Source organism: Pedobacter albus (genome assembly GCF_036324255.1).
Lineage (GTDB): Bacteria > Bacteroidota > Bacteroidia > Sphingobacteriales > Sphingobacteriaceae > Pedobacter > Pedobacter albus.
Genome location: NZ_JAZDQT010000001.1, coordinates 355586 through 373263 on the forward strand (window position 1 = coordinate 355586; position 17678 = coordinate 373263).

The 17678-nt window shown below is 42.7% G+C and carries 17 protein-coding genes and 1 tRNA gene; 9 read left to right on the forward strand and 9 right to left on the reverse strand.

Going from position 1 to position 17678, the window contains the following annotated elements; all coding sequences use genetic code 11:
* Window positions 1–129: 129 nt before the first annotated feature.
* A complete protein-coding gene (gene katG / locus VRU48_RS01525) occupies window positions 130–2331 on the reverse strand; it encodes a catalase/peroxidase HPI (protein WP_330106167.1) in 2202 nt (733 codons plus the stop codon).
* Window positions 2332–2510: 179 nt separating this feature from the next.
* Window positions 2511–2828, reverse strand: coding sequence for an Mpo1-like protein (locus VRU48_RS01530; RefSeq protein ID WP_330106168.1), 318 nt, complete (start codon window positions 2826–2828; stop codon window positions 2511–2513).
* A gap of 63 nt (window positions 2829–2891) precedes the next feature.
* Here VRU48_RS01530 and VRU48_RS01535 point away from each other — a divergent pair, with 63 nt between their 5' ends.
* Complete coding sequence (locus tag VRU48_RS01535; protein WP_330106169.1) at window positions 2892–4136, forward strand: carboxypeptidase-like regulatory domain-containing protein; 1245 nt, start codon at window positions 2892–2894, stop codon at window positions 4134–4136.
* A 49-nt stretch (window positions 4137–4185) separates the two neighbouring features.
* Here the strand turns inward: VRU48_RS01535 and VRU48_RS01540 are convergent, their stop codons facing one another.
* Window positions 4186–4821 carry an HAD family hydrolase gene (locus VRU48_RS01540; RefSeq protein WP_330106170.1) on the reverse strand — a complete coding sequence of 212 codons (636 nt, stop codon included), beginning with the start codon at window positions 4819–4821 and terminating at the stop codon, window positions 4186–4188.
* A gap of 67 nt (window positions 4822–4888) precedes the next feature.
* Between VRU48_RS01540 and VRU48_RS01545 the strand changes: the two genes are divergently transcribed.
* From VRU48_RS01545 to VRU48_RS01555, 3 genes are all read left to right on the forward strand, one after another.
* Window positions 4889–4962 (forward strand) — tRNA-Ile (locus VRU48_RS01545).
* 221 nt (window positions 4963–5183) lie between these two features.
* Window positions 5184–6743: a mechanosensitive ion channel family protein gene (locus VRU48_RS01550; RefSeq protein ID WP_330106171.1), complete on the forward strand. Its 1560-nt coding sequence runs from the start codon at window positions 5184–5186 to the stop codon at window positions 6741–6743.
* 186 nt (window positions 6744–6929) lie between these two features.
* The gene (locus VRU48_RS01555; RefSeq protein ID WP_330106172.1) at window positions 6930–7319 is read left to right on the forward strand and encodes a hypothetical protein; all 390 of its coding nucleotides are present in this window, start codon (window positions 6930–6932) and stop codon (window positions 7317–7319) included.
* 363 nt (window positions 7320–7682) lie between these two features.
* Here the strand turns inward: VRU48_RS01555 and VRU48_RS01560 are convergent, their stop codons facing one another.
* The 5 genes from VRU48_RS01560 to VRU48_RS01580 all read right to left on the reverse strand — a co-directional run bounded on the left by VRU48_RS01560 (window position 7683) and on the right by VRU48_RS01580 (window position 11790).
* Complete coding sequence (locus VRU48_RS01560) at window positions 7683–8423, reverse strand: response regulator transcription factor (RefSeq protein WP_330106173.1); 741 nt, start codon at window positions 8421–8423, stop codon at window positions 7683–7685.
* Window positions 8424–8576: 153 nt separating this feature from the next.
* Entirely contained in the window at window positions 8577–8966 is a 390-nt protein-coding gene (locus VRU48_RS01565; RefSeq protein WP_330106174.1) for a hypothetical protein, read from the reverse strand.
* Between the two features lie 193 nt (window positions 8967–9159).
* Complete coding sequence (locus tag VRU48_RS01570; protein WP_330106175.1) at window positions 9160–9729, reverse strand: porin family protein; 570 nt, start codon at window positions 9727–9729, stop codon at window positions 9160–9162.
* 144 nt (window positions 9730–9873) lie between these two features.
* Entirely contained in the window at window positions 9874–10713 is an 840-nt protein-coding gene (locus VRU48_RS01575) for an alpha/beta fold hydrolase (protein ID WP_330106176.1), read from the reverse strand.
* Window positions 10714–10773: 60 nt separating this feature from the next.
* Window positions 10774–11790: an AraC family transcriptional regulator gene (locus VRU48_RS01580; protein ID WP_330106177.1), complete on the reverse strand. Its 1017-nt coding sequence runs from the start codon at window positions 11788–11790 to the stop codon at window positions 10774–10776.
* 341 nt (window positions 11791–12131) lie between these two features.
* On the opposite strand from VRU48_RS01580, the gene VRU48_RS01585 reads away from it, so the two are divergent.
* Complete coding sequence (locus VRU48_RS01585) at window positions 12132–12545, forward strand: hypothetical protein (protein WP_330106178.1); 414 nt, start codon at window positions 12132–12134, stop codon at window positions 12543–12545.
* A gap of 160 nt (window positions 12546–12705) precedes the next feature.
* A complete protein-coding gene (locus VRU48_RS01590; RefSeq protein ID WP_330106179.1) occupies window positions 12706–13746 on the forward strand; it encodes an NAD(P)-dependent alcohol dehydrogenase in 1041 nt (346 codons plus the stop codon).
* Between the two features lie 158 nt (window positions 13747–13904).
* Here VRU48_RS01590 and VRU48_RS01595 read toward each other — a convergent pair whose 3' ends face one another.
* Window positions 13905–14420 carry a DinB family protein gene (locus tag VRU48_RS01595; protein ID WP_330106180.1) on the reverse strand — a complete coding sequence of 172 codons (516 nt, stop codon included), beginning with the start codon at window positions 14418–14420 and terminating at the stop codon, window positions 13905–13907.
* A 387-nt stretch (window positions 14421–14807) separates the two neighbouring features.
* On the opposite strand from VRU48_RS01595, the gene VRU48_RS01600 reads away from it, so the two are divergent.
* The 3 genes from VRU48_RS01600 to VRU48_RS01610 all read left to right on the forward strand — a co-directional run bounded on the left by VRU48_RS01600 (window position 14808) and on the right by VRU48_RS01610 (window position 17623).
* Entirely contained in the window at window positions 14808–15665 is an 858-nt protein-coding gene (locus VRU48_RS01600) for a helix-turn-helix domain-containing protein (protein WP_330106181.1), read from the forward strand.
* Window positions 15666–16017: 352 nt separating this feature from the next.
* Window positions 16018–17085 carry a phage tail protein gene (locus VRU48_RS01605; RefSeq protein ID WP_330106182.1) on the forward strand — a complete coding sequence of 356 codons (1068 nt, stop codon included), beginning with the start codon at window positions 16018–16020 and terminating at the stop codon, window positions 17083–17085.
* A 34-nt stretch (window positions 17086–17119) separates the two neighbouring features.
* Entirely contained in the window at window positions 17120–17623 is a 504-nt protein-coding gene (locus VRU48_RS01610; protein ID WP_330106183.1) for a phage tail protein, read from the forward strand.
* The last annotated feature ends 55 nt before the right edge of the window (window positions 17624–17678 follow it).

Genomic DNA, 17678 nt, shown 5'->3' on the forward strand with positions numbered 1-17678 from the left:
TGGCTTTGTTATTTGTGAAAAGCAAAAAAAGCAAGAAACTTTACAAATGAAGGATGTTGCTTAAAAAGCCAAAGCCCGCATTTGTGTTGCAAATACGGGCTTTGTTATGATTAAAAATAAGGCTTTGGATTAGGCCAAATCGAAACGGTCGAGGTTCATCACCTTGTTCCAGACAGCTACAAAATCGGTTACGAATTTTTGTTGCGCATCGGCACTGCCATAAACTTCGGCCACGGCTCTCAATTCGGCATTCGATCCGAATACCAAATCGGCACGGGTAGCAGTCCATTTGGTTTCGCCGGTGTTGCGGTCGCTGCCTTCAAAAAGCTCCTTGTCGTCGCTTATGGCTTTCCAAGCTGTGCCCATATCGAGCAGGTTGATAAAGAAATCGTTGGTCAGTACCTGTTTGCGCTTGGTGAAAACGCCATGTTGGCTTCCGTCGAAATTGGTGCCCAATACGCGTAATCCGCCCAGCAATACGGTTAATTCTGGCGCAGTAAGCGTTAATAGTTGTGCCTTGTCAATCAGCAAAGCTTCTGTCGAAACCGGATATTTGGTTTTTCTGTAGTTGCGGAAACCATCGGCGGCCGGTTCTAAGAAAGCAAACGAATCGATATCGGTCTGCTCTTGAGAGGCATCTGTACGGCCCGGCGTAAAAGGTACTTCAGTGGCATGGCCTGCATCTTTGACGGCCTTTTCTACACCCGCACATCCAGCTAATACGATCAAATCGGCAAGCGATACTTTTTTGCCTCCACTTTGTGTTGCATTAAACTCGTTTTGGATAGCTGTTAACTTATCCAATACCTTTGCTAATTGTGTAGGGTTGTTTACCAGCCAGTATTTTTGAGGCGCCAAACGAATACGTGCGCCGTTGGCTCCGCCCCGTTTATCCGAGCCACGGAAAGTAGAAGCCGAAGCCCAGGCTGTAGATACCAGTTCTGAAACCGATAGGCCAGAAGCTAGTATTTTCGCTTTTAAGGCTGCGCTGTCGCCACCATCAATCAAGGCATGGTCTACTGCCGGAATTGGATCTTGCCAAAGCAGTTCTTCGCTCGGTACTTCCGGACCTAAATAGCGTGATACTGGCCCCATATCGCGATGGGTAAGCTTAAACCAGGCGCGGGCAAAGGCATCGGCAAATTCATCTGGATTCTCGAAGAAACGTCTGGAGATCTTTTCATAAGCTGGATCGAACCTTAACGAAAGGTCGGTGGTGAGCATGGTTGGCAGCTGTTTTTTCGAAGCATCAAAAGCATCGGGGATTATTGGGCTGGCATTTTTGGCTACCCATTGGTGCGCACCTGCCGGACTTTTAGAAAGCTCCCATTCAAAATTGAATAGGTTTTCGAAGAAATTGTTGCTCCATTGCGTAGGGGTGGTAGTCCAGGTCACTTCCAAACCACTGGTAATGGCATCTTTGCCCACGCCGGTGCCGAAAGTGCTGGCCCAGCCTAAGCCTTGGCTTTCCATGCCAGCTGCTTCTGGTTCTTTGCCCACATTGGTTGCCGGACCGGCGCCATGTGTTTTGCCAAACGTATGTCCGCCGGCAATCAGCGCCACGGTTTCCTCATCGTTCATAGCCATACGGGCAAAAGTTTCTCTAATGTCGCGGGCAGCCGCAATCGGGTCTGGGTTTCCTGCCGGACCTTCTGGATTTACATAAATCAATCCCATTTGTACGGCGCCAAGCGGATCTTCGAGGTTGCGATCGCCACTATACCTTTTATTGTCGCCGAGCCAAGTTGTTTCGTTGCCCCAAAATACATCTTCCTGCGATTCCCACACATCTTCGCGCCCGCCAGCAAAGCCAAAGGTTTTAAAGCCCATCGATTCGAGGGCTACGTTGCCGGTTAGGATCAACAAATCGGCCCAGGATATTTTACGTCCGTATTTTTGCTTGATTGGCCAAAGCAATCTTCTGGCCTTGTCTAAGCTCACATTGTCTGGCCAGCTGTTTAAAGGCGCAAAACGTTGCTGTCCGGCTCCTGCGCCACCGCGGCCATCGCCCACGCGATAGGTACCTGCGCTATGCCAGGCCATTCTGATAAACAATGGACCATAATGGCCAAAATCGGCTGGCCACCAATCCTGCGAGTCGGTCATCAGGGCATGAAGGTCTTTTTTTACCGTATGGAGGTCTAGGCTTTTAAACGCCTCGGCATAGTTAAAGTCTTTGTCCATAGGATCGGACAAGGTAGAGTGTTGCCTCAAAATATTGAGCTTCAACTGATTTGGCCACCAGTCGCGGTTCCTGGTGCCGCCACCGCCTATATTTTGTTGATTGGCTCCGTGAAAAGGGCATTTGCTTTCGTTAGCGTTGTTTTCCATGTTTAATGCGTTTTAATAATCGAACAGTTATTTTTTGTAAACTACTTGTCTCCAAATGCTTGGTGCAAAGCCTGCAAAAAGCTTTCAAATGCTATTTTTTGCTTTGTTGACCGAGGTAAAGATAGCCGGGACGGTACCCACTATCAAACTGCTTTTCTCTATGTGCGTATAGGCAAAAGCTATTTAACCCTAAACGGTTGTTTGCCGCTCAGTAAATCCCAGAATAATAAAAAATCGCTCATCAAACTATAGCCGGGATATTTAAAGGTGGCGGGTTTGTTCTTTTCGAAGAAAAAATGGCCTACCCAGGCAAAGCCATAACCGATAAAGGGAATGGCCACCAAAAAACGCCAGTCGTGGAATAATATAGTCGCAATCAGCGCCAAGATTAGCAATGCCGTTCCAATAAAATGCAACGCTCGGCTCGTCGAGTTTTGATGTTCGCTCAAGTAAAAAGGGTAGAACTCCTTTAGGGATGTAAATCTTTTTTCGTTCATTTCTTAAAAATTAACCGTTAATTTTCGATATTGAAGCATCTGAAAAAAAGCTTTTCTAAATTTATGAAAAAATATTTACTCTTTTTGTTCTTACTTGTTGCGGCAACGGCTCACGGCCAAATGGTAATCAAGGGACAGGTGATTGATGAGAAGAGCAAGGGGCCTTTACCGGGCATCAGTATTTATATCAACAACAGTACGATAGGCACCATTACAGATGCTGAAGGAAAATTTAGCTTAACCGTGCCCTTTTCCGGAAAGATGGAATTGGTGGCATCGCATGTGGCTTATCAGAAAAAAACGGTTTTGATAGAGCCAGGCAAGAATGACGGGGTGCTTATTCCTTTAAAGCCGGAAGATAAGACCCTCAATGAAGTGGTGGTCAAATCGACTAGAAACAAGGACGACAACTTTAAAAAATGGGGCAGTTTGTTTACTCAGATCTTGTTGGGCAACGATGGCCATCTGCGGGCATACTGTAAGATCAAGAATCCAGAAGTGTTGGTTTTTTATTACGATAAGGAGAGTACCAATCTGAGGGTTTTTGCCAAATCGGCTTTACTTATTGAGAACGGTTTTACCGGCTACCTTATTAAGCTCGACCTCGAAGATTTTAACTATACGTTTAATAACGACATCATTTCTTTCCGATATTCGAGTTTCTTTGAAGACATGAAGCTGGGTAAAGCAGACTTGGCCCAAATCAAAAGAAATCGAAACTATGCTTATTATGGCTCTAAAATGCATTTTATGCGTTCAGTGTACGACAATAACCTAACGATGGAAGGGTTTGCCCTGTACGCTTACAAAGCCATAAAAAATAAGGAAAGAGCGCGGGTGGCTGGCATCATCCAGCAAAAAATAGGCGATGGTGCCAAGGCGGATTCCTACTATTACATTAATAACCTGTTTAAAAGCAAAGATACGGTTGAGTATTACAAGCAGATCATGAGGCAAGACGAAGTGCTGGCCTATGATACCACTTATCTGTCGGCGAGGCGATTGGCCACCTTAAACAGGGCTTTGGGTACCGTTGCCTTTAATTTTAAGGATACCTTGTTGGTTACTTACAAAATCCCTTTGGCTAATTACAATAGTTATATGACCGATAAAAGCAAAGTGCCACCTGGCGAAAAGCTCAAGATCAAAGACAAGCTAACCTTTATGTATTTTATCGAGAATGGAAGCATTAACATCGAGAAAAACGGCTATTATCCCGAAACTAACCTCTTTATTTACGGTGATATGGCCGATAGGCGGATTTCGCAACTGTTGCCTTGGGACTTTGAACCCGATAAAGGGAGTTAGCAATTTACAGTTGGCAGTTTACAGTTAGCAGTTCAAAGTTGGCGGTCGGTTATAAAATTCCGTGTTGTTGCAAAAATACGCGCAGTTTTTCGGGATGCACATCCATTAAGAGCGTGTGCAAGCCAGTTTTTTTGGCGCCTTCAATGTGTTGCGGACTATCGTCTATAAACAAGGTTTCGTTCGGATTAAGGTTGTTTTCTTTGATTACCTGCTCGAAAATATTGACGTTGGGCTTACGTAGCTTCATGTGTTGCGAGAAATAGGCCTTTTCAAAATGACTGTCGTAGTTCTCCATGTTGAATTCCTTTCTCAGGTAATTGATGATCCAGTTATAATGGATTTCGTTGTTGTTGCTCAATAAAAAGGTACGGTATTTTTCCTTCACGTCGAGCAGCACCTGGTGGTTGCCTTCAGAAACGCCGATCAAAAGGCTGTTCCAGGCTTCGTCAATTTGGGCATCGCTCAGGTGTGGGTTGACTGTGGCCACGCGGATGCCATCGCGAAACTGATCGGGGCTAATGCCGGCTACTTCAAAATCGTCGAAAAGGCTGTTGTGGCTCTGGTGGGCAAAAAACTGTTCGGCATTATGGATACCGAGCTGTAAGAGTGCGTTTTGGGTACGTTTAAAGTTGATTTCGAAGATTACGTTGCCATAATCGAAAATAATATTTTTTATATTTTCCATAAAAAGGGTTTCCAAAATTCGTTGCAAATATGTAACATTGCACTCGCAAAACCTAATTGGTTTTTCAGGGCCTATAGCTCAGTTGGTTAGAGCGCCGGACTCATAATCCGTCGGTCCCAGGTTCAAGTCCTGGTGGGCCCACTAATAAACCGTCTTACAAAGAAATTTGGAGACGGTTTTTTGTTTTTTCTGCTACCGATTACTATCAGCAATCATGTTTCATATCAAATAAATCGAGTGTATCTGGCTCGGCAACTTCGGTTTACTCCTGTTTTTAAGAACAACGGCCAGAGATAAACCCCCACATGTTTATGATATTCTAAAAATTGCTTATTATTACTACTAGTAACCATAACATTTCAATGAAGTTAATTTTCTCACTGCTGCTGCTATTAGGTGTATCTCAAGGCGTTAATGCTCAAACAGAACCTATTGATAAAGGATTTCCTGTTATCTCTCACAGGGATACGCTTTTCCATATTAAAAATAAGCTCGGTTCCTTGCCTGCAACAGAACGGGCACAAAGGAGCTCTGAAAAAATAGAGCGATTGGCGGAGGATCTGCTATTCCTCCCTGATTCTGTAAAGATCAAAAGCGATACCGTCGTTACAGATGTAGCTTATAAAGGCGATATACTCATCAGCTTATCCAATGCGGATGCAGGTTCAGTTGGAATGGATAGAAAAGTACTAGCCCAAACCTACAGGCAGATAATCATTAAAAATGTCGAGCAGTACAAAAAAGAAACCGATCTGACCGAGCTGCTGAAAAGAGCTGCAATGGGATTGCTAATCCTGTTTTTACTGATACTCTGTATTTTTTACCTGAATAAGTATTTTAACAGGTTTACCGCCTGGCTTGGTATTAAGGTGAAAGATAAACTTGGTAATATCAAAATCAAGGACTATGAACTGATCAACCGTGAAAATGAACTGCTGCTCATCAACAGGGTTTTGGGATTGCTTAAGCTTTTCCTTATCGTTATGTTGGTCTATGTTGCCCTACCTCTAATATTTCAGCTTTTCCCCTGGACAAAACCATGGAGCGATCGCCTGATCAGCTTTGTACTGGTTCCGCTTAAAAGCATGTTTGGTGCTATTGTAAATTTCATCCCGAACTTTATTAAAATATTGGTCATTTTCTTTGTATTCAGATACCTTAAAAAAGGCATCAGGTTTCTATCTCATGAAATAGAGACAGAAAAACTTAAAATAACAGGGTTTTACCCTGATTGGGCAAAACCTACCTATAATATTGTAAGAATTGTATTGGATGCCTTTATGCTTGTGGTCATCTGGCCATCCATTCCTGGTTCTGATTCCGATATATTCAAGGGGGTTTCGGTATTCTTGGGCTTGCTGATTTCTTTCGGTTCTTCTTCTGCAATCAGCAATGGCGTTGCAGGCATGGTAATTACCTATATGAGACCCTTTGCCATCGGCGATACGGTTAAGATTGGCGACGTTGAAGGAGATGTTTTAGAGAAGTCGCTATTGGTAACCCGACTGGTGACCGTTAAAAATGAAATAGTAACAATCCCCAACAGCGCAATACTTAATGGCAATACCATAAATTATTCCAGTCTAAGTAAAAAGGGAGGGCTTGTGCTTCATTCAAAAATTACCTTGGGTTATGACATTCCGTGGCAAACCATCCATAAATTACTGATTGAGGCAGCATTGGCTACGGAAGATATTATCAAAGAGAAACAACCTTATGTATTTCAAAAGAGCCTCGATGATTGGTATGTTACCTACCAGATCAATGCCTATACCTCAAAACCCGAAAAAATGGGCCGTATTTATTCAGAATTACATAAAAACATACACGATGCATTTGACGCTGCGGGTGTCGAAATCATGTCGCCACATTATAGGGCTATTCGTGATGGCAACGAAAGCACGATAGGAAAGGGCGAATGACATGATAACGATTGATTTCAAATATCAATAATCGATAGAATTATATCCATCGAAACAAAAGGTAGGCATATACTAAAAGAAAGAAACGGATTTTACATTATGGTAAGGTTTTTTAAAGGTATGTTTCTGGTCTTGGTGTCGCTCCAATTTATGGGATGTGTCAACTTTAGCTATAATAGTTATGGTATGGTGAGAGGTAAATTTATACCTAAATCGTTGACTAAATATAGGGCTAGAGAATCAACTATTGATACAAACAGTATCTATGTAAATAAGGAAAATAAGTTCTTTTACAAATTCTATAGTAATAACAAGGTTTCCATTACTCACTACAAAGGATCTAGCTTAACAATTGAAGACATCAATCCTTTGAAAGGAAAAATGGGCTATTTCTACCAGGAAAACGACAAGGTTGTAACCTTTATTTTGGTGAAAACTGCAAGGGCCTTTTTTAATAAAAGCTACTTGAAGATAGATTCGATGGGAAATCTCATAGAAGTCTATTTTGATACGAAGGGTGTTTATAAAAAACAAAAACTGCCTGAAGCAACACCCCAGCTCAATCCGGATTGGTAATGTATAATGTTACGGGCCACAAATTCTTCACTAGGGTAAAATATTTTTGACTTACCTACGTAAAAACTACATGTTTTGCGTAAAAAAGGCTTATGGAACCCATATTAACAAAAAATGAGATCAATATAGAGTTGGCGAGGAGAGATCATTTTCTGCTCTTACAATATGGATGAATATAAGAGAACTTCGGAACGGGATAGAATAGAACGTTACGGAGTAAAAATTTAAGATTTGAAAAAATGTGATTATGTTGCTTCTGTAAGTCAAAAATGGAGATTTTCGTCTATAAGAGGGCGGTCAAAGTAGGAGACTCATAATCAATCGGTTTCAGGTGGCTTTTTTGCTACATCAATTTTTTCTTGCCTAAACAAAAATCAGGTTATGCGTAATGGCAAATACCATCAGTGCTGATGAGGTTCTTGTATTTGTTTTTTTCCGGAGGTTGCGCTTGTGGTTCTCAACGGTATGGTAGGAAATAAAGAGCTTTTGAGAGATTTCGGGAGAATTAAAACCTTCGGCCATCAGTTTTAGGATTTCTCTTTCGCGGGTACTGACCATGAGAGGCTTTGTATCCATCATTCGATGCTCCTCTTGTTTATGGTACTGTATTTCGTGGTTATTGTGGTCAATTACCGAAAAAAAAGGCTGGTTGGCTATACGGAAATGCGGTAAATCATAAACGATGTAAAGACTGCTTTCAACCTGGTTCTTTTCGTTGATGTAGGTATCAGGCACTTGAATCATTATCCAAGTATATTTTTTTTTGGCATTTAGCGCCCGGGCATAGACATTGACCTTAACGGCTTTTCTTTCGGCCTCGCTCATGCTGGGATAATTTTCGCCAATGAAACGTAGTGCTTCTAGTACATAGGGCTTGTCTTCGGGCAAAAATTGAGCTAGGCAGAATTCTGGATCATGGTTTAGCCATTCCCGTTTCGTATGAGGGGTCAACTGGTTAATGTTTTCGCTAACCCATTCAATTCTCTTATCGATGTGATTGGTGATATACCCATAAAATGGCCCAATGGCAAAATTCTTGGCTTGATCAATGGTTTTAGCAAACAGGTTGTAGTAGTTGATTTTGCAGCTATTGCTAACTTTCATTTTTGCTAAGAACTTTGACGGGTTGATGGGTTTTGGTTTTTTCATGATCCGGTTACTCACTATTTAACCGACACTTTCAATGGTGAGCTCGGGGGGAGTTGACCCAATAATTTCAACAATAAACCCAAATGGTTCATCGCTAGGTACAACTAGCTAAGCCAAAGTCGCTTTCTGTCTTTTTAGCATAAAAAAGGTACTAACCGATATTGCAATTAAGAATGGAATGGCGTAATCATCCAAAGGGCAATCATAAACGGTAATGGTTACGGCATTCCAAGTAGCACCTGAAAGAGGCCCTGGAACGCCTTCTATGTAGCATCGGCCAACTGTAACGTAGGTAAAGCAAAGCGAACCGCTCTGCACAATAGGATCAGAATTGGCATAGGTATACCTTCCTGATATAGGCGGAGCGGCTGTACGGGTTTGAAAGATATCTCCAGTAAGATGGTTTAGGCAAGCCTGCCCATCAACTGGAACTGCTGCAAAAACAGGTACGGTAAATAAAAGCATCGCCAAGCAAATAGCCAATAGTTTGGTTGTCATGAAGTGTGTTTAAAAGTAAAGCGGGATGCTTTTTGGTTTGAGCGCGTTGCTTTGGGGATGGTTCTACAAAAATAGTGTACTTGTTGGTGGATATAAATGATAGATATCTGTCATTTTGTGTCAATCGCGATAAGGCCCATAAAAAAGGGGGAAATCAATTGATTTCCCCCTTTTGCAAAGAATTTGGCTTAGCTTAAAACACTTTTAAGCCTACAGATAGGTTAAACAGGTTGGTTTTTTCCTGCAATTGTTTGTTGATTTTGGTAAAACCCCTGCTGTAACGCGCATCTAGGGTGAGGTTGCCAATATCTACACCAGCATTGATTACGCCGCCCACATTCAGTTTTTTATAGTCGAACCCCGCGGGACCTACAGCTTTGTTTAACGTATAGTTGAGATCGGGGCCTGCCGAAATCCTGAAGTTAAGCGCATCGGTGTTAATCAGCTTGTAGCCTACCATTAACGGCAGATTAAGCTGATGGAACTTGGGCGTATAGGTTTGGGCCGCATAATTGTACGAGCTCTTAAAGGTTACATAGTTAAGCTCGGGCTGAAAATAAAGCGAGGTGCCAATCCTGGCAAAAGCGCCCAAATTATAGCCTATCTTTCCTTTTTTGTCGGTAATGGCACTTAGGTTGCTAGGCAAGCTGGCATAGTTTAACCCGGCTTTGAGGCCAAAGCTGGTTTCCGAAGTTTGGGCTTTTGCAGCAACAGTTGCCATCATCATAACGGCAATCATTAAATAAAACTTGTAAGTTTTCATACTTTTTTAAATAGTGGATTAATTGTTTTTTGTGATTTGATAATATGACAACAACCTGGGCACGTACCCCTACGTACACAAGAAAAAAAAGTATAATATTTGCTAATAAGCAATCTTACAGTGGGTTATGAAGCTGTTTTTTAATTAGGGAAGTTTTTTGAGCAAAGCTTTAAAGCTGTCTACCACCAAATTGGGCTCGTCTACCATGATATAATGACCAGCGTTTGCCGTGGCGATATGCGTAAAATCATTAACTCCAGCTTTTAAAAGCTCGTGGGCATCGAACCATTTCTTTCTGTCGGCGGTTGAATGTAAGGCATCTGTTTTCGTGCTCGAAATCACCGTTACAGGTACATGAGGTAAGTTGGGGAGCGTAGCCGTATAGTTCGAATCCTCTATGAGGCAGCTGGCCTCTAAGGCCCCGCCAAAATTTGCCCCATAGGCGTTCTTGAATTCGTTATAAATTTGCTCTTGATCGGTTGTTGAAGGACGATTGTAATACTCGTGGGAGGGGTCGATAAACAACAGCGCCGCAACTTTATCCGGATTTTTGATGGCATAATCCCTAATCACCATGCCACCCAACGAATGTCCAACCAGGATCACTTTGCTGTGGTTTGCAAATTGTTCGATAAGCTTGGCCAATTCGGCGCTCAAGGTGCTGATGTTTCTGGGCTTGGGGCCAAGGGTCGATTTTCCGTAGCCAGCCCTGTCGTAGCTTAACACATCGGAGGTAGCGGCGATGCTGGAAATGACATTTTTTTGGTTCCATACGTCATGACCGTCGCCAAGGCCAGATTCAAATACCACCAGGTATTTAGATTGTCGGATCAAGGTATAGGCCGCTAATTGATGGGTGCCCAAATTGACCGAGGCCTGGGTTAGGGTTTGTTCGTCTGTTTTTTTAGTTGGGCTGCTTTTTTTGCACGAAACAAGCAAGAACAACATCGATACAAAGAGGATAAGGTTTTTTGTCTTTTTCATTTTTTTGAGAAATTTTTAGACAAAAGACCGATAAAAGCAAGGGGCGAGCGTTCTGGTTTATCAATCAGAACCTGTTTTTGCCAGCTTGTTTCTTTTATATTCGGAAGGTGTTTGCCCCGTCATCTTTTTGAACGTGGTGTTAAATACCGTTTTAGAGCTGAATCCCACTTCAAAAGCAATACCCAACAGGCTCAAATGGTCCATTTTGGGGTCGAGTATCAGTTTTTTGGCTTCTTCTACGCGGTAACGGTTAATCAGCTGGTAAAAGTTTTCGTTAAAGCCATTGTTAATGACGTACGAAAGCTGGTGGCTCGACATGTTCAATTGTTCGGCGAGCTTGATCAGGTTCAGGTCGTCGGCGAGGTAGGGTTTGTGTGTTTCGATCAGTTCGCGCACTTGGGTTTTAAGTTCTTCCAGTTTGTCGTCGGGCACTAATTTTTTCTTTTCCAATTCCTGCTGCGTGGTTTCGGCTATGATGGCCTTGAGTTCTTCCTGCTCGCCTAAATTGTAAGGGAAGATTTCTTTTTGCCTCAGCCATTGGTAAGCGATGTAGAGCACACCGGTTAAATAAAGCAGACTGGTTAAATCATCAACTAGGGAAGAAGTATCGGAAAGCTTAAAAAGAATATCGGCTAGCCAGAAAAATGCCAATACCATTACCCCAATGCAAAGGTTTTGCAGCCACTTCAGCTCAATGTACTCGATAGAAGAATTGAGCAACAGGATATTTTGGCGATGTTTGGCTATTTTTTGATAGGCCAGGACACAATAAACCGTTAGTTGCAGGCCGAAAAGGAGGTTGAAGATATGCTCGGCGCTGTCTTGCTGTGCTGTAGTTATCGTTTCGGCAGGTATTTCCTGGTCTAGAAATAGAGAAGCAACGATAATCAGTAGCATCAAAAATGCAAAAGCAAAATGCAGGTAATCCCTATGTTTCCAACTGCTGAAAGGGGTGGCATAAAAGCAAACGCTCAGGTAAAAAATGGGTGCAATGGCAAAGTTGGCGATACCCAAAAATTGGAACAGCAAGTCGTTTTCGTTAAACAAACCAGTGCTTAACCCGATATTTTGGAGCACAATCAGAAAGAAACATGTTACAAATGCACCAAACCAAACATTTGCCCTTTTGTTGACGCGATAAGGATTGCAAAAGATAACAAAGGCAAGCAAAAATGTAGATCCAAGAAGTATCGAACTGATCAATTGGCTCATGAAGCAATGATTTGATGATTGATAGGCAAAGCTAAAGATTGGAACTCGCGCCCGAAAACGGATTTGAATATTTTCTCCTGCCAAACAACCGGACTTGGCCAAGGAATCAATCTTATCCTTTTGCTCTATTTTTTTACATCTATCCTAATCCGTTTGATAATGAGTAATTTAACTGATAGTTAATTATAAAACTTAATCGGAAAATTATGAAAAAATTAATTGCTGCATTTACATTGGTAATTGCGCTAGGGCTAGGCCTTAGCCAAAGCGCCAAAGCCACCGACGGACTGATCCAAAAGAAAGCCGGACTGTTTGCTGAAAAATTGTCTACTTCTTACCCGGAAGGCGTGTTGATTGGTCCAGGCTCCACTTATTATTCGTCAACGGGCTCTTTGTATTTTGCCTGGTATGGCGACCCGCTTCCTGCTGGTGCTTACTATTACATCAACGACTACAACATCGAATACCAAAGTGCCGGATTTCCAGGCAGCGAAGGCAATGCCATTAATATTCCCATGTCGGCATTTGGTGGCCCGGGTACGTACTGGGTTGGCATTGTTTATTGGGATAGCGGTGTTATTTACAATTATGTAGTGCCGGTTACGGTTAATTTATGGTAAGCTGGTCACCATCGAACGATCAAAAGCACCTTTTACACGAGGTGCTTTTTTTGCTTTGTGCAAAATTGTTTGAAATCTATAATTATTGCTTTGAATCTTATAGCCGGATTTTAGGCGATTGATTGTAGCTTTGTTAGTAACAAAACTTAATTAATAATTTATGATACAAGCCAAAGGTTATGCAGCGCAAACTGCAACAACAGATTTAGCACCCTGGGATTTTGAGCGCAGGGAAGTTGGGCCACACGATGTTCAGCTGGAAATATTATACTGTGGGGTTTGTCACTCAGACCTCCATCAAATTAAAAACGACTGGTTTCCGGGTATTTTCCCAATGGTGCCAGGCCACGAAATTGTGGGCCGTGTAATTAAGGTGGGCGACCATGTCAAGAAATTCAAATTAGACGATTTGGCCGGTGTGGGCTGTATGGTCGATTCGTGCCAGGTTTGCGAAAACTGCAAAGACGGATTGGAGCAATATTGCTTTGAAGGAAATACACAGACCTACAATAACAAAGACAGACAAGGCGTGCCTACTTATGGTGGCTATTCGAATACCATTGTGGTACGCGAAGAATTTGTGCTGCATATTTCCGATAAGCTGCCATTGGCTGCTACCGCGCCCTTATTGTGTGCCGGTATTACCACCTATTCGCCGTTGCGCCACTGGAAAGTAGGCAAGGGCCATAAATTGGCCGTTTTAGGCTTGGGTGGCTTGGGCCACATGGGCGTAAAGTTTGGCGTAGCTTTTGGTGCCGAAGTTACGGTACTGAGTACTTCTCCATCCAAAGAAGCGGCGGCTAAAGAATTGGGCGCGCATCATTTCGTGGTAACTTCAGATCCTGAACAGCTAAAAGCGGTTAGGGGTTCTTTCGATTTTATCTTGGATACGGTTTCTGCCGAGCACGATATGAACATGTACCTGTCGCTTTTAAAAACCAACGGAACACATATTTGCGTAGGCGTACCTTCAGAACCTTATGCCGTACAGCCGTTTGCCTTGTTGGGTGGCCGTAAAAGTTTGGCCGGTTCTGGCATTGGAGGTATTCCTGAAACTCAGGAAATGCTCGATTTCTGCGCCGAACATAATATCGTGTCGGATATCGAAGTGATCGACATTAAAGACATCACGGCTTCTTACGAGAGAATGCTGAAAGGCGATGTGCGCTATCGTTTTGTGATTGATATGGCTACGCTCTAAGCGCAGTTAAAAAGCTAAAAGCCCCTCCTGTAAATGAGGGGCTTTTTTGTTGGTTCTGTAAAGGAAGTCCAGTAACCTGTATAGCTTAATAAAGCGTGTAGGTTTCATGTCAAGCCATACACCTGCGAAGTTTTAAAACCTCGCAGGTGTTGTCGAAATTAGTTTCTGTTCCAAAATGCAGGCGGTTCTATGCCCAGACTGCGCAGGTAAACGGTGCCCTGTGCGCGGTGATGGATTTCGTTGTCGATAAAATACAGGAGCGACGAAAAAACCACGCCTTCGTATAGGCCAAATGTCACCACGTTTTCTTGGAACCTTGCTGTCGAAATTTGAGGCAGGAAAGTTTCGATTTCTGTTGTTCCGGCATCAAACAATCGCAATAAAGCCTCTTTGTTTTGGTCTGCCTCTTCAATAACATGGCCGTTAAGGCTGCCGGCATGGTCCCAGTTGTCGGTAGCAATGCCACGCACGCCAGGTCCAGAAATATCGATGATCTCTTTGACCATTTGGGCAAAGGTGCGCATGCCGCCAATGCTGTGGGTAAATAATTTGTCGGCCGGAAATGCCTCGATTACGCGTCGGGTTAATCGGCGATGGCCCAGCCACTGGTTTAACATGTCATTGCTCGAAGCGAATACCGGAGATTCTGTAGCGGTTAGGTTTTGTGTTTCCATGATTAAATTTTAGCTATTGTTTGTGATTTGATCTTTTTGTTAATACAAAGAAACAGCGCGCCACTGACAACCCTATGTCAGCCCTTTTTGGGTTGTTCAATTTTTTTTCAAGCGCCTTAAAAATTATAAATCGGCAATAAAATTTGGTATATTGAATTGAATCAAGCTCCAGGCTATAAATCAGTGGTTTAATTGGAGAAATATATAGGCTAAAATATTTTTTTTAATATTTTTGGATTATTAATCATCCTTAAATCGTTCATATCCTTGCTCACTAAACAACTACCCCCTCAAAGGGCTATAAAATCGGATTCTGATCTGGTTATAGACCTTTTAAGCCGAGTTTATCCCATAGGGGATGAACTCAAAAAAGAAACCTATGCCAATATGGTTGCTTTTGAATATCCAAAAGGCCATGTTTTGGTTAAAGAGTATGCCATTTGCCATTATGTGTACTTTATCAAAAAAGGAGCCTTGATGGGCTGCACCACACATAAGAAAAAGCATATTGTAACTTATATCTCGGTAGAGAACGAATTTGTAAGCTCTATCTCTGGCCTTTATGGTAATGGTGCCTCTAAAGAAGCCATTATAGCTGTTGAAGATGTAAGCCTGGTGGCCATACCGGTTAATGTGCTTCAAGGGTTTTTTCTGCGTTATTTCGAACTCAATTTCATTTTCAGGGTCATGCTCGAGCAGTATTACATGGATGCGCAGGAGCGTGCACATATTGTACGCGTAGGCAGTGCCAAAGAGCGCTATCTTTATTTTATCCAAACCAAACCGGGCTATATGGAACGTTTGCCCTCAGAGTTTGTGGCTTCGCTGCTCGACATGAAACCCCTAACGCTGGTTAAAATTCAGAAGCAATATGCGCTTTCGCTTAAAAAGGATAAGGAAATGGAGCAACTTTGCAAGCAAATAGAGCGCCACATGACCGAAAAACAGGCCTTTAAAGACAAAAACCTCAGCCTTAAGTCGCTTTCGGAGGCTTTGGGTTTATCGCCACACAAGCTGTCGTCTATCTTAAATAACCAGTACCAACAGAATTTTATGGATTTTGTGAATACCTATCGCATTGCCGATTTGAAAGAACAGATTGCAAAGCCCGGGTTTATGCAGAGCTATACCATCGAAACCTTGGCACACGATGCAGGCTTTGCCTCGCGCAGCGCTTTTTACAACTCGTTTAAGAAACTGGTAGGGCAGAGCCCGTCGGCATACGTGAAAAACCAAGGCTATTAGCCTAGCAGGCAAATTGTTTGCCGAAATTTGTACTGATTTATAACTATGGACAAATTTGGCCTTACTTCCTTTCCTATATAACTATAGGTTAATTAACTTCGTTTTGTTATTCGCAATCAACGCTCTTATCTCCTTGAAAGCGAATTAGAAAAGATTATCCTATAAAATAATTTATAATGTCTCTCAACAATTAACCAGCTATTGTTTGCAATAGCTGGTTGTTACCTACATCTAGCTGGGTTCTGCTTCGAACCGCAAACAAGCCATATCTCGTGCTGAGCAACTTTATCGGTTATTTTTTAGTCAGGAAACCAATTTTAATTAAAAATAAACCAAACTAAAAAACAGAGTTATGAACGGAAACAATTTTATTGGAGAAGTGAGGTTGTATGCGGGCGATAAGGCACCCGATGGCTGGGTAATATGTGATGGCAGGGCCTTGGATATCAACCAATACATGGACTTGTACGTGATGTTAAGGGAAACATTTGGGGGCGATGGCCAGTATTTTAATGTGCCCGATTTGCGCGGACGTGTGCCGGTGCATGTAGGCAATAAAACTGACACGGTTAAGCTGGCCCTGGCGGATAAAGCTGGTGCCGAATCCGTGGCGCTTAGCGCGGATAATCTGCCTCCTCATAGCCATTCGTTCTATGTGACTGAAAACAATGGGAACTCGAATCTGGACGAATATGTTTTTATATCCACTACATTGGATGGTAATAAAGCGCCAATCTCTACCTATAGTGCTTACGATGTGAACAAAAAAGTGAAAATGAGTGCCGACTCCATCGTGAGTACGGGTGCTGCAACCTCGGCGCCAACCCTGCAACCATTTTTGGCCATGAATTATATCATTTGCTATGAAGGCGTAATGAGTATTGTAGAGAACTATATCGGCGAGGTAAAACTATTCCCGTTTTGGAATGACCGTTTGGCCAAGGATTGGGTACAGTGCAATGGCCAAATATTGCCGATCAATAGTAGCACGAAGAATTTGTCTACCATCTTGCTGACCCAATATGGCGGCGACGGACAAACCAATTTTGGCGTACCCGATTTAAATGGAAGAACACCGGTTGGCGGTTCTCCAAACGATCCTCTTTATGCTTTTGGAAAGAAATTAGGCGCGATGGCAACTACGCTTACGCACAATAACATGCCTGACCACAGACACGATGTGAGGGTAGCCGATGGGGATGGTACCGCCGTGTCGCCTGAAGGTAACTTGTTGGCTACTGTAAAAAATGTAGCACCTGGAACGCATTACCTTAAAGGAGACCCATCTGGAAACCTGGCGACGATGGACGAGAACACAGTGGGTAAAACAGGCGGTGCAACACCTGTGAGTAATGTACAGCCGGTAATAGGGCTTGTGTTAGCCGTTGCCTTAAATGGAATTTATCCATCAAGATCATAATATTTAACCATTAACCAGACACAATCAAAATACTATGGACGCTTTTTTAGGAGAAATAAGAATTTTTGGTGGAGACTTCGCTCCAAGAGGATGGATGTTTTGCGCCGGGCAAGAAATGCCTATCAATACACAGTTTAATCCGCTTTTTCAGGTGCTTCAGTATAATTATGGAGGCCAAACTGGCAAAACCTTTAAATTGCCGGATTTGAGGGGCAAGGTGGCGCTGGGTGTAGGACAGGCGCCGGGTTTATCTAACTATACCATTGGTCAAGCCGGTGGTGGAAATTATAAATTATCAACTCTACCTCCACATAGCCACGATCTTTGGGCGAGTAGTGGTACGCCAGACAGCGCAAATCCGAAGGGCAATGTATTTGCTTCGCTTCCGAGAGGTTTGTTGAAATATGGCCAGGCAGCTACCAAATCATGGAACTTGCATCAGGCCACCATTGAACTAGACCAGCATAAAACAGAAGAAACCAGCAATTTACAACCCTCTCTTGCGGTGAACTACATTATTTATGTTGTTCAAGTATAATCCACAATATTTAATTTATTAACGCTCAAATTTATCATTAGGCTATCTCATTAAA

Excerpts from the sequence above, each read along its gene's own strand:
- VRU48_RS01555 (WP_330106172.1), top strand. The coding sequence starts at position 6,930 with ATGGTGAGAGGTAAATTTATACCTAAATCGTTGACTAAATATAGGGCT.
- VRU48_RS01605 (WP_330106182.1), top strand. The coding sequence starts at position 16,018 with ATGAACGGAAACAATTTTATTGGAGAAGTGAGGTTGTATGCGGGCGAT.
- VRU48_RS01575 (WP_330106176.1), bottom strand. The coding sequence starts at position 10,713 with ATGAAAAAGACAAAAAACCTTATCCTCTTTGTATCGATGTTGTTCTTG.
- VRU48_RS01600 (WP_330106181.1), top strand. The coding sequence starts at position 14,808 with ATGGTTGCTTTTGAATATCCAAAAGGCCATGTTTTGGTTAAAGAGTAT.
- VRU48_RS01550 (WP_330106171.1), top strand. The coding sequence starts at position 5,184 with ATGAAGTTAATTTTCTCACTGCTGCTGCTATTAGGTGTATCTCAAGGC.
- VRU48_RS01610 (WP_330106183.1), top strand. The coding sequence starts at position 17,120 with ATGGACGCTTTTTTAGGAGAAATAAGAATTTTTGGTGGAGACTTCGCT.
- VRU48_RS01530 (WP_330106168.1), bottom strand. The coding sequence starts at position 2,828 with ATGAACGAAAAAAGATTTACATCCCTAAAGGAGTTCTACCCTTTTTAC.
- VRU48_RS01540 (WP_330106170.1), bottom strand. The coding sequence starts at position 4,821 with ATGGAAAATATAAAAAATATTATTTTCGATTATGGCAACGTAATCTTC.
- katG (WP_330106167.1), bottom strand. The coding sequence starts at position 2,331 with ATGGAAAACAACGCTAACGAAAGCAAATGCCCTTTTCACGGAGCCAAT.
- VRU48_RS01585 (WP_330106178.1), top strand. The coding sequence starts at position 12,132 with ATGAAAAAATTAATTGCTGCATTTACATTGGTAATTGCGCTAGGGCTA.
- VRU48_RS01560 (WP_330106173.1), bottom strand. The coding sequence starts at position 8,423 with ATGAAAGTTAGCAATAGCTGCAAAATCAACTACTACAACCTGTTTGCT.
- VRU48_RS01590 (WP_330106179.1), top strand. The coding sequence starts at position 12,706 with ATGATACAAGCCAAAGGTTATGCAGCGCAAACTGCAACAACAGATTTA.
- VRU48_RS01570 (WP_330106175.1), bottom strand. The coding sequence starts at position 9,729 with ATGAAAACTTACAAGTTTTATTTAATGATTGCCGTTATGATGATGGCA.
- VRU48_RS01565 (WP_330106174.1), bottom strand. The coding sequence starts at position 8,966 with ATGACAACCAAACTATTGGCTATTTGCTTGGCGATGCTTTTATTTACC.
- VRU48_RS01595 (WP_330106180.1), bottom strand. The coding sequence starts at position 14,420 with ATGGAAACACAAAACCTAACCGCTACAGAATCTCCGGTATTCGCTTCG.
- VRU48_RS01535 (WP_330106169.1), top strand. The coding sequence starts at position 2,892 with ATGAAAAAATATTTACTCTTTTTGTTCTTACTTGTTGCGGCAACGGCT.